Origin of the sequence: Anoxybacillus sp. FSL W8-1294, from assembly GCF_037965005.1 — a bacterium.
GTDB lineage: Bacteria > Bacillota > Bacilli > Bacillales > Anoxybacillaceae > Anoxybacillus > Anoxybacillus flavithermus_G.
This window is the reverse complement of sequence record NZ_CP150179.1, coordinates 2072821-2089012: the sequence shown is the minus strand read 5'-3', so window position 1 is coordinate 2089012 and position 16192 is coordinate 2072821. Positions and strand designations below refer to the sequence as shown.

The following is a 16192-nucleotide window of genomic DNA, read 5'->3' as shown; positions in this document are numbered from 1 at the left end:
ATTACGTGTTAGAGGGCATGTTTGCTCGGTTATATTGCTCAAGCCATTGCTTTAACTTTTCCGCTTCGAGCGATTTGCTGAAATAAAAGCCTTGGGCAAAATCACAGTGCATTTGTTGAAGGAGAGATAATTGGTGATTCGTTTCGACCCCTTCTGCAAGTACTTGAATATCAAGGCTTTTCGCTAAATGAATAATCGTATCGACAATCGTTGCATCTTTTGAATTTTCAACAATCCCTTGAATAAAGCTGCGGTCAATTTTTAACATCGACACCGGCAAATTACGGATATAGGCAAGCGATGAAAAACCGGTACCGAAGTCATCGATCGCCACTTGCACACCGATGTTTTTCAACTCCGTTAAAATATGCCTGCCTGTTTCGATATTTTCCATCAATCCGCTTTCTGTCACTTCTAAAATTAAATGCTCCGGCGCAAAGCCAGTTTCGTTCAATATGTAAATGACATGACCGACCAGTTCTTTTCGATTCAACAAAAATGGAGATAAATTTACCGCTAATTTTAACTGCGGAAAATGGACTTGCCACTCCTTTACTTGCCGGCATGCCTGCTCTAATACCCACAAGGTAATTTCAAAAATAAATCCGCTTTTTTCTGCAAGTGGAATAAATTCAAGCGGCGGAATTTCTCCAAGTTTCGGATGCCGCCAGCGAAGCAACGTTTCTACCCCCATCGCAGAGCCGCTTCCTAATTCGATTTTCGGCTGATAACATAAATAAAATTGTTCACGCATAATTGCAAACGGAAGATCACGCTTAATCACCGCCGCCTGGTTTTGAACGGGCTGGTAAAAATAATAGCCGTTTTTTCCGCGATCTTTCACATAGTAAAGTGCTTGATCGGCATATTTCATCAGTTGTTCTTGGTCGTCCGCATCACTCGGAAAAAACGCAATGCCGATCGAAAGCGTCGATTGAATCATTTGTTTTTCGTAACGGAACGGCTGGTGAAACGCCTGAATCAACCGCTCCGCTAACTCGGACACTTTTTCTTTTGTTGCATTCGTCAACAATAGCACAAATTCATCTCCGCCAATTCGCGCAAAAAAAATCATCAGCACGCAACACCGCTTGAACCCGCTTCACCGCCTCTTTTAAAAAATAATCTCCCGCCTGGTGCGAAAAATGATCATTAATCCATTTGAACTTATCAAAATCCAAATAGCATAAGGCAAACGTCGTCTGCGCTTCAACAAGCTGACGTATATATTTTTCAAAATAACTGCGATTGGCAATGCCAGTTAACGAATCAAAATAAGCGAGCTGATGCAATTTTTCTTCATATTTTTTGCGCTCACTAATATTTTTCGCCGTAACAACAATGTAATCAAGCTGATCGTCCTCATTTAAAATCGCTTTTCCATGAGCTTCCATCCATACCCATTCGCCTTGTTGGTTGAGTCTACGAAATTCTACGGTTTGTTGCTCGTTCGTTCCATATAACATTTGTAATTTTTCTTGCAAAAGCAACACATCTTCCGGATGTACGTAACGAAACAAATCGTTCTTCAAGCATTCTTCTCGAACGATACCGAACGTGTTTTCAAAAGAAGGAGAAATATACGTTACTTTTCCTTCATTAGAAAGAATTAAAATGTAGTCGGATGAATGTTCAGCGATGATCCGAAACCATTTTTCGCTTTCTTGCAGCGCCGCTTCCATCTGCTTTTGTTCTGTTCGATCGCGTAATACGCATAAAATAGCGCAAACGTTTTCTAAGCGAACAGTGCCAGGCACTGTTCGTAATTGGTTTGTACTAAATATTTTGCATAAAGGAAACTTTTAGGGTAAAAAAAATTGCTCCTACACTTAGAATTAGATATATGTAAGAGCAAAGAAAATGTTGCCTAAATAAATTGTACCTCCGAAAGAATTTTAGTCAAGGGAAACTTTTATTACTTATTAGTTCTTAGGCTCTCTAAAATATTGAACAAGGTACTGACCTTGTTCAAACCATTTAATAATATTTGAAACTTATGTTTGAATGAATACTCTCCCACTTACGTTAAGCTTAGAAGGGCTATAAAAAGTTCTAACCATAACATTGCCATCACCTTCAATGGTTTAAAAAATCATTTATCAAATACTCTGCATCGGCACCCACTCCTCCAATAAGAGCGGATCCTCTTCGATACTGCCACGGCAATCCTAAGAAATATAATCCTTGTACAGAATCAACCAGCTCCGAAGAGGGTTAGATTCTCATTTCCCCGTGATGGATTTGAGAGGTTTCAATTTGAATGGTTGTATGCTGAATTTTAAAGTGTTCCTCAATAAAATGGATCGCTTCTTGTAAAACCTTTTGGCTGTCTTGATGATCTTCAATCAAAATATGGCAACTTAATGAGTCCAACCCTGAAGTAATTGTCCAAATATGAAGGTCGTGAACGTCAATCACTCCTTCAATACTTTCTAAGGCTTTTTTCACTTCATTTTGGTCAATGGTAATAGGCGTTCCTTCCATCAAAATATGAACCGTATGTTTAATAACTCCCCAAGCACCTTTCAAAATTAATAAAGCAACCAAAACTGAAATAATGGGGTCTGCAATATACCAACCAAAGAGCCACATAACGAGTCCTGCAACAATGGCTCCAACAGAACCTAAAGCATCTCCGATAACGTGAAGATAGGCACTACGAAGATTGACATTATTTTTAACATCACCTTTTCTCATTAACGCCCAGGCGCTTAAAAGGTTGGCAAAAAGTCCAATGAATGCAATCAGCATCATAGAACCGCTAGCTACAGTTGGCGGGTTGTAAAAACGCTGAATAGCTTCCCATACGATAAATCCAGCGATAACAAACAAGGTAACTCCATTAAATAAAGCGGCTAAGATTTCAAAACGATAAAAGCCATACGTTTTATTGGGGGAAGCTGGTTTGGTTGCAAACCAAATTGCAACTAAGCTAAGAATAAGTGAACTGGCATCACTAAGCATATGACCAGAGTCAGAAAGAAGGGCTAGGCTGTTTGTGATTAAACCTCCGAAAAACTCTAACAACATAATTCCAGAGGTGATGAGAAGGGCAATCGTAAGCCCCTTTTTATTACCTTCTCTGCCGAAGTCGTGGTGATGATGTCCGTGACCGTGATGATGGTGATGACCGTGGTGATCGTGAGAATGATGGTGATGATGATTATGCATTGTAAAACGCCTCCTTAATGATGTTCAGAATGGTCAATGGCTTGTTTTAATAATGAAATAACGTGTTCGTCATCGCAGGAGTAAAATAGTGTTTTTCCTTCACGGCGATACTTAACCAGTCTCAGATTTCGTAACATACTAAGTTGGTGGGAAACAGCTGATTGAGACATTTCCAATACTTCTGCAATGTGATTTACATTGCACTCTTCTTGCGATAACAAATAAAGAATTTTGATTCTTGTTGGATCGGCTAATACCTTAAATATTTGCGATACATTTTCAATGGTTTCAGATTTTAAGAAAGAATGGTCTTCGGTTTTCATTATGATTTCCCTCACTTTATTTATTATATATGAGCATATGTTCATATGTATGTAATAATATTTTAAATTCAGTTTTTTGTCAAGTTTAGGAAATGTTTTTTAATGAAAATGGGTGATTTAGCTAATAATGAATGAGAGGAGGCTGATGATATGGGAGACAATCATAATCATTCCCACGTATCAGATAACAAAAAGGGATTAATGATCGCTCTTCTTATTACTTCGGGGATAACGGTTTTGGAGTTCTTTGGTGGACTGTTTACGAATAGCCTAGCATTACTATCGGACGCAGGGCATATGTTAAGCGATATTGGCTCTCTAGCTTTGAGCTTGTTTGCTATGTGGTTCGCCGCAAGACCCCCTTCTCCACGAAAAACATACGGTTTTTACCGATTTGAAATACTGGCAGCTATGTTGAATGGACTTCTCTTATTCGTCATTGCGGGATTTATTTCTTACGAAGCTTATAAACGTTTTTTTGAACCTCCAACAGTCGCAAGTGGTACAATGATGCTCATTGCTACCATTGGATTGTTGGCAAACATCACCAGCGCATTTATTTTGACAAAAAAAGTGATACCAAAGAAAATGTAAATGTGCGAAGTGCCTATTTGCATATCATTTCTGATGCATTAGGTGCGATTGGGGCAATTGTGGCAGGGATTGTAATGTACTTTTTCGGCTGGTATGTGGCTGACCCCATCATCAGTGTTGTCGTGTCGCTATTAATCTTGAGAAGCGCTTGGGGTGTGGTAAGCAACTCCTTTCACATTCTTATGGAAGGAACGCCGATTACAATTGATATGGACAAAGTAAAGCAAACTCTTCAATCCATTGAGGGCGTAAAAGATGTTCACGATTTACACATCTGGACAATCACCTCTGGGTTGGATTCGCTCAGTTGCCATTTGCTCATTGATGATACCAAGGATAGTCAGGACATTTTGAAACAGTCCATCCAACGGATTGAAGAAGAATTTCACATCTTGCATACGACAATTCAAGTGGAAAAATCGGACTTACAACATACCGATTTAAGGGTATAAAAAGGACAGCAGTAAGCTGTCCTTTAAAATATAAGCACATCTATTGTAAATTCTTATTCAAATTCCCGTATGACGTTATCCTCAAGTTTTTTACAGAAAAAATAAGTAAAATGAAACCAATACAAAACCAATTATAGCCATTATAACACAGTATATTTTTGTAGATGTGCGTAAAGCTGTTCCAAAAATTTCTTTTCCCGTCACTGAAAGCATTACCCCCATCGCCAATGCGATAATCATTGCTACTAGCCAAGGAACCCCCATTCCATAATTGCTTCCTATGAAGGCTCCAACTCCTACGGGGGCGGAGGCTATGGTTGCCCCAAGTATGATGCTGAGAATTCCAAACCCAGCCATCAACAAGGGAGTAAAAACAGCAATCCCTTCTGGAATATTGTGAAGCATAATCGTAGTCATCATTGGTTTAGTCAATGAAGCGTGAGTATTAGTTCCAAGTGCAATGCCTGTTGGAAAATTGTGCAGGGCAATACTGAATGTTAAAAATAGACCAGAATGTACGAATACGTCTTTTTTAGCGTCATTTGTAATAATGATCACATTATGAGAAACCTTTTCTAGATGCTTGTAAATAAAATAACCAAAAACCAATCCGACAATAACAATAAACCAACCTCCGATTTCTATACTTTCAGGCAAAATTTCCATTGTGACCAATCCAAATATCATTCCACTACATATTGAAAAAATGGTCGGCATTCCTTTTTGTAAACTTTTAAACAACCAAGCAATCACTCCACCAGATAACATTCCAATAGCAGAAGCAGAAAACCCTAAAAGCCCAAGTGAATTCACCCATCGTCCCCCCTTGTACTAGTTGTCTTTACTTTGTATATCTATCAAAACCATAAAATATGCCTTAAGAAAACAAAAAAAATCCTCCGCCGTGGGAGGATTTTAAAGTTGTTATGAGACTTTGACTACGAAAGGAACGGTAATAACCTTGCCTTCGTGTTGGAACTGACCCCAAATTTTATAGATTCCACTCTTAGGGAACTTAGGATCGGTGCCTGTCACCGCCCGAAGTATGTCGAAAAGCTCTGCGGAGAGAAATCTCTGCGGGGCTTTTCTTTTGTCTTCCCTTTCTTTGATTAAAAAGAAAAAAGGCAAAGCGACAATGGCTTTCCCCTGAAATGGATGTGGATGATATCTAGTCATCTGAGACTTTAATCAAAACTTCTTCTCTTTTCCGTTTTATTCGTTTCCAAAGATATGGTCCAGCGAAGAATAAACACTTTGTAACTATTCAGCCACATGATCAAGTGGGCTGAATTTAAACAGTTGGAATTTATTTTATCTTTTAATCACTCTCTCCCTTCAAAAATTAAATTTTCAACCTAAAAAACGGTTCATCCTCCCGCTTTTTTACCCCATTTGTCATAAAAATTTTCCGCAAAATTCAATTTTCTACTTTTGCATTTCCCTTATTTCCCGATTTTAATCAAATTGTCCCCTATATTTTACGAAAGGATGATTTGTATGCAATACCTCGATTTAAAAATGGATTTTATGTTTAAACAACTGTTCGGCCACCCAAGCAGAAAGTCAATCACGATGGCGTTTTTAAATGCGTTGCTGCATCGGACTGGAGATGATCGCATCATCGACGTACAGTTTGAAAACACCGAACTAACGAAAGAAACAGAAGACGGTAAGACTGGACGGTTAGATGTCATCGTTCGCACAAATCGCGGCGAGCGCATTCACGTTGAAATTCAAATCATCCCACAATACGGCATGCCCGAACGGCTATTGTATTACTGGGCAAGGTTGTTTTCATCTTCACTATCGAAAGGAGAACGGTACGACATTCTCCCTCCAACGATTATGATCGCCATCTTAAATTATCCCCTTTTCCCACATGAAACAGATCGCTTTCATACCGTTTTTCACATTCGTGAAGACGAAGAACAGTTTCTTTGGAGCCATCACCTTGAATTTCATGTACTCGACTTGTCACAATTTATGGTAAAATGGAAGAAATATCGGAGAGAAGTGAAACAGTCACCGGAATGGCCATGGCTAACGATGTTGTCGGCTGTCGATGGACGAACGAAAAAAATGGATGAAGAGATGTTTCGTGAATTGGAGGGAATAGCCATGACAGAACAAGACATTTTAGAAGCGCTAGAAGAATGGCAAAACTTAAGCGTCGACCCCGAAAACCGTTACGCATACGAAATGCGGCTGAAATGGCTCCTTGATCAACTCTCAAACATTCGTGGCAGTCGGGAAGAAGGAAGACAAGAAGGATTGGAAGAAGGCTTAGAACAAGGTCGAGAAGAAGGGAAAAATGAAACGATTCGAAAAATGGTCGAAAAAGGAATGAGTATAACAGACGTTGCCCATATTCTCGACATGACAGAGGAGGAAGTACGGGAACGGTTGGGAGATTAGCGAACGGTGTCGGGTGCTGTTCAACTATGTTGTGTCCCTCTTTGTCCCACGTCAATGATGTTGCACAGGTGATTGGAGAGCGATCAGAAAATCGATTCGCTGTTCAAATACGTCCTAAATTAGCGAACGGTGCCAGGCACTGTTTAGCGAACAGTGCCAGGCACTGTTCGTAAGGACTACGGCAGTAAAAAGGTAGCAGATACTATCAGGGAATATGCCGATAATATTGCTGATACCTTGCGGACCATAGCTTCTTGGAAAGACCTTTCTATCCAAATCATTCAAGATCAAGTTAGCGGGGCGTTATATGATCTGGGAGTACCACTGAGTACAGCGAGACAGGTTGGTTGGGTCATTTCAAAATTCGTAGACTGGGTATTACTATAGTACAAGGAGGGTGCTATGAACGAGGAAAGAATCAAGGATCTTGAAGCAAAATTGAGTCTAGCCACCGACGCAATTACGTTACTCTTAGATATGGTGAACAAGGAGCACAAAAGCTTTGCGATTCTGGCCTTAGCCACTGGCTTTACTGCCGACGAGTTGGAACGCCTGGAAAAGCTGTTTTATCACGCTGGCAAATCACAGTGGGACAAGGACACATTTGTGGCAGAGTTCGAGAAGCAGCTTCCCAAAAGAAGTGCAATGTTGAGAAGCATTTTGGAAGGGCTAAAGTCAGATGGAAAGTTCGTATCGTTATGCGAGAAGTATTTGGATTGACAGAAAAAACCCGCCCATGTCGAGGCGGGTTTATTTTTCTTCAAAACATCCAAATCTTCACCAAACGATTCTGTCAATGTCAAGAGAGTATGGAGATCGCGAAACTCAAAGCGAACGGTGCCAGGCACTGTTCGTAAGGAAGGATTGAATGAATCCATTGGCAAGGATATAATGATGGAAACATTAAACATTTTCAATTCAAATATGTTACGAAAATAAAATAGAACAAAACTAAACAACGTCAACTAGAAACAGGAGGAGAGCCTTGTCAACTACCCCCACTTAGCTAACGCTTGAAGTGAGGGCTTGCAACTCCCCAGAAGTGCAAACGGACTTCTTCCTCCTTCCTTGACTTGGGGTTGCATCAGGGGCAGGTTGACGACTACCCAACGACGCAGGTCATGCCTGCATCGTTACCGATTCTCTCGGTGTGTCTGTTGGCAGTACTTGGCTTCCACACACAACAGACGGACCTACGCTCGATGTTTTACGGTTACAACGTTTCCTGTAACCAACTCCATACATCGAGTAGCAGTTATTGGAGTGCCTTTATTGAACGGTTTTCTCCACGCCTTTATTATATCATACACAAAAGAAAGGGGGAACGCGCATTCCTCTCCCACTTACTCCCTTTGGTCGTTGAAGTGGGAGTCTCCTGCGCGAAATAGGATGAAAGCACAACGAGGCATTCGTCGTATTAAGACAGTGCAGTACCAAACAAACAGCCCAATTCACCAGAATGGTTTTGTTTTAGAACCGGGAAATTGGCAAGAATACGACCCGTTCTTAATGCTTGCCGAAGATTTTTTTCAAAGAGGAACGTTCGATCTTCATCCGCATCGCGGCATTGAAACGGTGACATATGTGATTGATGGGGTGCTTGAACATTTTGACAATAAAGCAGGTTATGGAAAACTGGAGCCGGGAGATGTGCAATGGATGACAGCTGGGAGAGGTGTCATTCATAAAGAAGACCCAGCACCTGGTTCTACTGTGCATAGCCTGCAGTTATGGATTAACTTGACGAGCGCGAAAAAAATGACTGAGCCTCGTTATCAAAATTTAAAAAGTAAGGATATGCCTGTGCGTAAAGAAGAAGGGGCTATTATTCGAGTTTTTTCTGGTTCATCAAAAGGGGTACAGGCTTCAACCCTTAATCATGTTCCTGTTACGATGGTAGAAATGTTGCTAGAGCCAGGAGCGAGTGTTGTACAAGATTTGCCGGGAAGTTATAACGGCTTTCTTTATATTTTAGAAGGAAGCGGAACTTTTGGGATCGATGAAACAGAAGGACATAAAGGACAAGTGTTGTTTTTAAGTTCAGCGGACGGAGCTTCCGAGAGCGAAATTAAAATCACTGCTAAAGAAAAACTTCGCATTCTCCTGTATGCAGGTGAGCCAATAAATGAACCTGTTGTCGCATACGGACCGTTTGTCATGAATACAAAAGAAGAGATTCGTCAAGCTATTCTTGATTATCAAACAGGGAAGTTCGATGAATGAAACGGCTTTTATTTTTTATGAACTGAGGGAAAACGCCTTTATTCTTGAATAAAAGGACAAGAACGCCTAATAGGTTGATAGAATGATGGTCTTAGGTATGAAAAAAACAATCACCAAAATATTATAAATTAATAAAGAATTGGAGAGGGGAGTTTTGGAAACAAAATTAGCAATCATAACCGATATTCACGGCAACAGTGCTGCCTTGCGAGCGGTATTGGATGATATTGACAGAAATAATCCAGTAGAACATATTTACTGCCTAGGTGATTTAGTGGCGATTGGACACGAAACAAACAAAGTTCTTGAACTTTTATTTTCCCGCAATGATATATCTTATGTTATGGGGAATCATGATGAAGCCATTTTAAACATAATGAAAGGGAAAGAACCGGGAAGTGTGGGCGAAGAAAAAGAACATCATCAATGGATTGCTTCACAGCTGGACAAAAAATTTATTCCCGCTTTATCGAAAATACCGAAAAAATTATATGCCGAATACAATGGGAAAAAATTATTATTTGTGCATTATCATTTGAACGAAGAAAATCAGTTTATCCCTATTGATCAACAACCAACAATAAAGAAACTTGACGAACTATATAAAACTTCTGACGTAGATGTCGTTTGTTTCGGTCATCATCATATACTACATCATTTTAGATCTAAGGAGAGGCTTTATATTAATCCGGGCGCTTTAGGCTGTTATCACAAGCCTCTAGCTCCATACGCTATTCTAAACATCGGTGCGGAAGGAATCAGTGTCACTTTCAAAGAAGTAGCGTATGACAATCGGGAATTTTTGCTTGCCTACGACAAACTGAAGGTCCCAGCCCGTGATTTTATTCTTCGTGTTTTTTACGGAAATCAACATTTGCAATTTAACTAAATTCTGTTTTCAACTAATGAAATAGACTTAGTGAAGAAAGAAAAGTGAGGATCACTCATAAGGTAGAACATTTCCTTAGATTAATCCTTATTTACAATTTACATAAAGATTGGAAGAGATTTCATTATGAATGATCGCTACTGTCACACCCAGGCGTTTACGTTTCTTGCCTGGGCTTCTTTTTACTGTTATGTGGGTTTATGTTCATCAGTTTGGACAATATGATACTGGTGCTAGTATAGTTTTATGGACAGTTTTTTGTTAGGCAAACAAAACGTCCCTTTGCTACAATAGTTAACGACAAAACCATCGAATGTAGCGAACAGTGCCAGGCACTGTTCGTAAGTGTATTCACTTTTTTTTCATGCGTAGGAGTAGGAATTATATATTATTCTCTACCACTTAATTCGGATGCATTAAATGTAGATAGAAAAAATAATGGTATTTCAATTTATTGGAAAGGTGATTTTTTGGCAAAACGTAGGAATTATAATATATTAATATCTGAAGGTAAAAACAATACCATCAGACTTAAAAATGTTGATTTAGAAAAGATAAGACGAAAAGAATTATTTTCAGAGGCTGCTAAAAATGATTATCAAAACTTATACTTATCTTATTTTGAAGAAAGTGACTTCTATAACAAAGATAAAGGATATGAATATTTTATTATTCCTAGTGATTATGAAGGTTTTATTTATGTGAGTAATACCAATACTAATCTTTACTATATGTATTTATATCCAGAAATGAGATGAAGTCCGAGTTTTTGTGTAAAAAGAAACGGCAAAGATCTGTTTAATTTTCCCAAGGCCTAAATTCGTTGGAACGAGAGCGAAATTTTACACAATAATCAGGACTTGACCGAGTTTGAAGATTAGGATACACATCAATCAGACATGAAAGGTAGATTAATATGAACATCATCCCTACTCATCTTGCTGACCATTCGACAGTGCAGAAGTTTTTTAATGCCCATTGGGGAAGTCCGCAAATGGTTGTTTCAACGGGAGTGTATGATTGCAGCGAGCTGGACGGTTTTGCCGCTCTCCAAGACAACGGGGAAATAGCGGGGCTAATCACCTTTGTCATCCATAAAGGGGAATGCGAGATTGTTTCACTAGACAGTGTGATTGAAAACCAAGGGATCGGCAGCGCTCTTTTGGAACAAGTGGAAGCATTCGCCGCGCAGCATGGATGTGCCTTAATTCGCCTAATTACTACGAACGATAATTTGCGCGCATTGCGATTTTATCAAAAACGAGGCTACCAGATTGTTAAAGTCTTCCCGAATGCCGTGGAAAAAGCAAGACAAATTAAACCGAGCATTCCGCTCTTTAGCGCAGACGGCATTCCGATTCGGGATGAACTGATGCTTGTTAAACAACTGATGTCTGTATGAACACCTTTTTTTCATGGCTATACTGCTCCTAAATATTTCTATACAAAAGGAGCGGAATTGGCATGAAACGTTTGAAAATCACAAATGATCACGGTTGGACACCTCGAACACTTCGGAAACAAGAACGGAAAACCAAAGATGCTTCTCTTCGCGTTCGGGTGACCGCTGTTCGTCTTGTCATGGAAGGTCACCTCGGTAAAGATGTGGCCAAAATGGTCAACGTATGCCGTCAATCCGTTACCATCTACGTTGCACGTTTTAATCAAGGTGGGCTCGATCATCTACTCGATCGTCGGTTGCCGCCTGGTCGTGTGCCATTTCTTACGGAAGAACAACAACAAGAAATCAGACAACTCGTGTTAACCACCACACCTTTGGATGCTGGCTGGGGCATCGCTTCATCATGGAACACGCGCATTTTACAATCTTACATTCAACAAACCTATGGTGTTTCCATGTCACGGGAAGGTATTCGCAAGTTGTTGCATCGTTTGCGTTTGTCATGGACATGCCCGACGTATAAGCTCGTCAAAGGAGACGCTAAGCGTCAAGCTGCTTTTCAAAGAGAACTTGAATTTATAAAAAAAACTAATTACCGAGAATGCCATGCTGTTTTATGTGGATGAGACACATGTTCGTGCTTATCAAGCGCTACGTACGACATGGGCAGAAGTAGGGAATCAAAAACACGTGCCGAGCTACGGTCACCACGCCCACGTTTCTATTTTTGGCGCCGTCGATGTTCAACAAGGCGATGTGGTGTTTCATCGTGCATCATCCGCCAATGCCGAAACGTTCCTTGACTTTTTGCGCCGATTGAAAGAGAAATATGCTGATCGATTCCTCGTGCTTGTATTGGACAATGCGCGTATTCATCATGCCAAGATGGTGCAAGCCTTTCTTAATGGCGAGGAAGGCGATGCGTTTCATTTCATCTTTTTGCCACCGTATTCTCCACAGTTGAACCCAATTGAACGGTTATGGAAGTGGTTGAAAGATGAGGTGATTGCCAACGTTTTTCACAAGGATCAAAATGACATTGCCCAGTCCATTACTCGCTTTGAACAATACGTTCTACAACACCCGGATGAGGTGTTGCGCCGCATCGGGTGTACTGCGTGAACCAGAGGTTAAAATTTTAAATTGGATGTATATAGCACCATCTAGGGAGTGATAATCTTGAAATTATACGGTGAATTTACAAAGAAAGATTGGCTAAAAGCATTTAATATAGAAGAAAAGGATGTTCCAAAGTCATTTATTATTCATGGTGCTTGGGAATATGAAAAAAACCTAACGATATGGAAAGATAAGATTGTTAAGGATATATGGACACCTCATTGGAATTCAATTATAGGGAAATTAAATAATCAAAGAATCGGATTTGCTAATGTATTTGGAGGTCCAAGTGCTGCAGTAATATGTCATCAATTTGCATCTCTTGGAACCGATATTTTCATTCAGACGGGATACTTTGGTGGTCTATCTCATGATGTACAGTTTGGTGATATTTTAATTGTAACCGCTGCTGAAATGGCAGATGGTGTTTCACATTGGTATCTACCAGACCAACAAACAGTACAATCTGATAGAGAACTTATAGAGACAGCAATTAACTTTTGTGAAGACAGGGGATATAGTTATGTAACCGGAACCGTCTTTACAACGGGTGCAATCATGGTAGAAACAAGTGAAATGGTTCAAAAATGGGCTAAAAGTGGTCATATAGGGGTTGATATGGAAACAGCTACAACTCTAGCTGTTGCGAGGAAGTTTAATAAAAAAGCAATTGGACTACTCAATCTTTCTGACCATATTATAAAAAGAGATACATTCTATTCGCCTAATAAAAGACGAGATGAGATAAAGGAAAAAACTGATGAAAAGATAAGAGAACTCGCATTATATCTATCAAGATTATAAAATCTTTTATTCCACTAAGATGCCAAGAGACATGGGAGGGTTCGTCATCATCAGCGATGCAGAGATCCACGGTGCATCCCATACGCTTCCCCTACTACAACCAAATTTAACCAGTAGTGGCCACGAAGTGTACCCACCCAATGTAAGATATACATATATTTAAGAAATAATGTTAGGAACTTTGTCGAAAAATATTTTTTGACACCCCTGAAACGGCTACAACCGTTGATATATTAACATTTATAGAGGGAGGAAACCGCTCATTAACATGCAAATGAATTATATAAAAAGTATGCACTTGGCTGCTTTCATATTATAAGCTTAATAAGGAGCTGGCTTGATTGACAACAAATCGAACGTTTCAAATCTTCATGTTCTACAATTTCATATTTTCGAGATAGCAGTAGAAACCTATCTGTCACCAAAGTATTCAAGAAGAAGGTCATTTGATCTTCTTCTTTTTTAGGTCAACTGGGGCATAATAAGACAGTTTAGTTTAAGAAGGAATTAAAGCTAATCGAGAAGAATAAGTAAATAAAAAAATTACAAAGGAGTAAGGGGTACATGGCATTTACCAATAAATTAAAATTAAAAATGGATGATAAGATCAATGATGAAATTTGGATAAATCTAAATACAAATGACAGAGCCGGTCTAAATTTACTAGACGCAAAATATTTTTCTATTGATAACATAATAAGAGAAATTAATACAGGCTGTTCTCCATGCCCAGATATCTTAACCGAGAATTTTGGAAGTAAACCTTCTGTCATGTTTGTATCTACAGTATATGGATTAGTTAATAAGTATTTAAAGCAGGAATACGATAGATCGAAGCAAGATTGGAATACCTTTTGCAATGATTTCTATAAAAAAATTATTCAATCCGGTACGGGTATATATAAGAGATTAGATAAGATTTATAGGCTGCTAGCGGAAATTAAAGGGCGAGAACTAGATTTTTGTTTTACAGAACTAGTCAAAACTGTATTAGTCGATCATGATAATAAGGTAAGTGGTTTAGGAAGTAAGGGTTCGTTCATAAAATATTTTGAAGAAGTTGAGTTCAGATTCCTTGAAGAAAGAATAAATCAAATAAAAAATGAATGTTTTATATTCTCTTTTTCTGAAGAAGTAACTTATTTTTTAGTAAAAATCTTTAACAAAGGAGCAACTTTAGAGGACGATTTTAATATATTACATACTGAAAATAAGAAGGTTAATATAAATATTAGAATAAAAAGGAACGGAGATTATCAGTTTAATATAGAAGCTGGGGGAACTTATTCAAACTCCGTTGCTTTTAAAACGGTATTAAAGGTAAAAGATAAAAAAATATATATCATTCCTCTGCCACATCCATCGACAGCGAATAATAAATATTGGCAAGAAAATCAATGTTGGGGACAATTAAAAGAACTTTTAAAAATGTGTATATGATTGCACGCAAGCGGATTCAGTTTTTTGCCATTTTTATTTATATAAGTTGAATTAAAGATTTACAACTGAACACACAAACGATCGATCGTTTGTTCTGGTTTCTGGTTGATTCGCTGAATAAAGGCTTGGACATTCTTTCTAATTTCTTGCACACTCGAATAGAACACGTTGTAAATCACGTCTGATTTCAGCCATTTCCATAGCCCTTCAATCAAGTTCAATTGCGGACTGTATGGTGGCAAAAAGACGAGCTCTAACCGATCTTCGTGTTCTTTTAAAAATGGCTGAATGAGTTTGGCATGGTGAATTCGAGCGTTATCTAAAATCATCACTATTTTGCCTGTGGGATAGCGTTCTAACACAAGTTGAAGAAATCGAAGAAATGTTTCCGCGTCATAGCGTTCTTCTTCGATGCAAAACACTTCCCCTGTTTCGTAGTTCAACGTGCCAATCAGCTTCAGCCCTTGATGTTTTCCAAACGTCGGAATGATTCGTTGTTTTCCTTTGACAAACCATGTTTTTTGAATCGCTTGGTAATCACGAATCATCGACTCATCTTGAAAGAGGACATGGGCGATGTTCCCATCTACCAGTTTTTTTTTTACTTCAGGGAAGGTGATTTCGACGAATTCTTTCTGTTTCTCTTCATCGGCATTGGCTAGTGTATAGGTCGGTTTCGTATAGCTTAGCCCTAACCGATGCAGAATGTCACTTGTTCCGCGAAGCGTGTATGTTGGCCCCCACTTTTGTTGAATGAGTTCAGCGATTATCGCAAGCGTCCAATTATATTTTGCTTCGAATCCCACATCTACGGGGAGCTGATGTTCAATGATCAAAGCCAGCTCTTTTTCCTGCTCAGGGGTCAATCGACGTGGGGCGCCAGGTGAGTATTTCATCTCCAGTCCATCAAGACCGCGCTGGGCGTAGGCATGAATATAGTTATAAATAGTTTTCTTGGATCGACCAATAATCGTTGCGATTTCTCCTTTGGTATATCCCTGCAAATGAAGATAAATCGCTTGGTAGCGTTCATATGCTCGTTTACTTTTTGCTTCTTTCATGGCAGTGGACAACTTTTCGATCTCGTCTTTGTGATTTGGCATCATAGTTTTCTCTCCGTTCCCCTATTTTCTCTTTGTATTTATTCGCCGTGGAACGGGAGAAAACCTTTATTTCAATTTATATACAATATTCGACAACATTTTCTGTGACATTTCAGTACAATAGAATTGACGGAGATTTTCGATTTATAAGGGGAGAAGAAACATCACGGGAGATGTTTTATCTCATTGTTGTTTTGTTTCGTTCTAGCAAATGCCGTTATTTTGTACCGATACGGAAGGGTGCAGAACAGAACTGG

Annotated in this window: 14 protein-coding genes and 3 pseudogenes; 11 read left to right on the top strand and 6 right to left on the bottom strand. The window is 39.1% G+C overall.

What is annotated here, in order from left to right:
- Position 1: 1 nt before the first annotated feature.
- The 4 genes and pseudogenes from NSQ23_RS11140 to NSQ23_RS11125 all read right to left on the bottom strand — a co-directional run.
- Positions 2-1724: pseudogene (locus NSQ23_RS11140) on the bottom strand (EAL domain-containing protein); the annotation flags it as partial.
- A gap of 352 nt (positions 1725-2076) precedes the next feature.
- Positions 2077-2199: pseudogene (locus tag NSQ23_RS11135) on the bottom strand (oxidoreductase); the annotation flags it as partial.
- 15 nt (positions 2200-2214) lie between these two features.
- Complete coding sequence (locus NSQ23_RS11130; protein ID WP_004891650.1) at positions 2215-3171, bottom strand: cation diffusion facilitator family transporter; 957 nt, start codon at positions 3169-3171, stop codon at positions 2215-2217.
- A gap of 14 nt (positions 3172-3185) precedes the next feature.
- Positions 3186-3494, bottom strand: a complete 309-nt coding sequence (locus NSQ23_RS11125) for a metalloregulator ArsR/SmtB family transcription factor (RefSeq protein ID WP_009361456.1) — start codon at positions 3492-3494, stop codon at positions 3186-3188.
- 150 nt (positions 3495-3644) lie between these two features.
- Here NSQ23_RS11125 and NSQ23_RS11120 point away from each other — a divergent pair.
- Positions 3645-4540: pseudogene (locus NSQ23_RS11120) on the top strand (cation diffusion facilitator family transporter).
- A gap of 90 nt (positions 4541-4630) precedes the next feature.
- Here NSQ23_RS11120 and NSQ23_RS11115 read toward each other — a convergent pair.
- Complete coding sequence (locus NSQ23_RS11115) at positions 4631-5353, bottom strand: ZIP family metal transporter (RefSeq protein WP_009361454.1); 723 nt, start codon at positions 5351-5353, stop codon at positions 4631-4633.
- 684 nt (positions 5354-6037) lie between these two features.
- On the opposite strand from NSQ23_RS11115, the gene NSQ23_RS11110 reads away from it, so the two are divergent.
- The 10 genes from NSQ23_RS11110 to NSQ23_RS11065 all read left to right on the top strand — a co-directional run bounded on the left by NSQ23_RS11110 (position 6038) and on the right by NSQ23_RS11065 (position 14832).
- Entirely contained in the window at positions 6038-6955 is a 918-nt protein-coding gene (locus NSQ23_RS11110; RefSeq protein WP_339170750.1) for an Rpn family recombination-promoting nuclease/putative transposase, read from the top strand.
- 402 nt (positions 6956-7357) lie between these two features.
- A complete protein-coding gene (locus tag NSQ23_RS11105) occupies positions 7358-7675 on the top strand; it encodes a hypothetical protein (protein ID WP_013146668.1) in 318 nt (105 codons plus the stop codon).
- A gap of 669 nt (positions 7676-8344) precedes the next feature.
- Positions 8345-9178, top strand: a complete 834-nt coding sequence (locus NSQ23_RS11100; protein ID WP_339170747.1) for a pirin family protein — start codon at positions 8345-8347, stop codon at positions 9176-9178.
- Positions 9179-9332: 154 nt separating this feature from the next.
- On the top strand, positions 9333-10067 hold the full coding sequence (locus tag NSQ23_RS11095) for a metallophosphoesterase family protein (protein ID WP_035067472.1): 735 nt from the start codon (positions 9333-9335) through the stop codon (positions 10065-10067).
- 470 nt (positions 10068-10537) lie between these two features.
- Positions 10538-10825, top strand: a complete 288-nt coding sequence (locus NSQ23_RS11090; protein WP_339170745.1) for a hypothetical protein — start codon at positions 10538-10540, stop codon at positions 10823-10825.
- A gap of 158 nt (positions 10826-10983) precedes the next feature.
- Positions 10984-11469, top strand: coding sequence for a GNAT family N-acetyltransferase (locus tag NSQ23_RS11085; protein ID WP_339170744.1), 486 nt, complete (start codon positions 10984-10986; stop codon positions 11467-11469).
- 62 nt (positions 11470-11531) lie between these two features.
- On the top strand, positions 11532-12095 hold the full coding sequence (locus tag NSQ23_RS11080) for a winged helix-turn-helix domain-containing protein (protein WP_339170743.1): 564 nt from the start codon (positions 11532-11534) through the stop codon (positions 12093-12095).
- A complete protein-coding gene (locus tag NSQ23_RS11075; protein ID WP_339170741.1) occupies positions 12088-12591 on the top strand; it encodes an IS630 family transposase in 504 nt (167 codons plus the stop codon). The genes NSQ23_RS11080 and NSQ23_RS11075 overlap by 8 nt, the downstream gene beginning before the upstream one ends.
- Positions 12592-12639: 48 nt before the next feature.
- Positions 12640-13392, top strand: a complete 753-nt coding sequence (locus tag NSQ23_RS11070; protein WP_309138159.1) for a uridine phosphorylase — start codon at positions 12640-12642, stop codon at positions 13390-13392.
- Between the two features lie 564 nt (positions 13393-13956).
- A complete protein-coding gene (locus NSQ23_RS11065) occupies positions 13957-14832 on the top strand; it encodes a hypothetical protein (RefSeq protein ID WP_033025400.1) in 876 nt (291 codons plus the stop codon).
- A gap of 59 nt (positions 14833-14891) precedes the next feature.
- Here NSQ23_RS11065 and NSQ23_RS11060 read toward each other — a convergent pair whose 3' ends face one another.
- On the bottom strand, positions 14892-15938 hold the full coding sequence (locus NSQ23_RS11060; protein ID WP_150825609.1) for an IS630-like element ISBs2 family transposase: 1047 nt from the start codon (positions 15936-15938) through the stop codon (positions 14892-14894).
- Between the last annotated feature and the right edge of the window lie 254 nt (positions 15939-16192).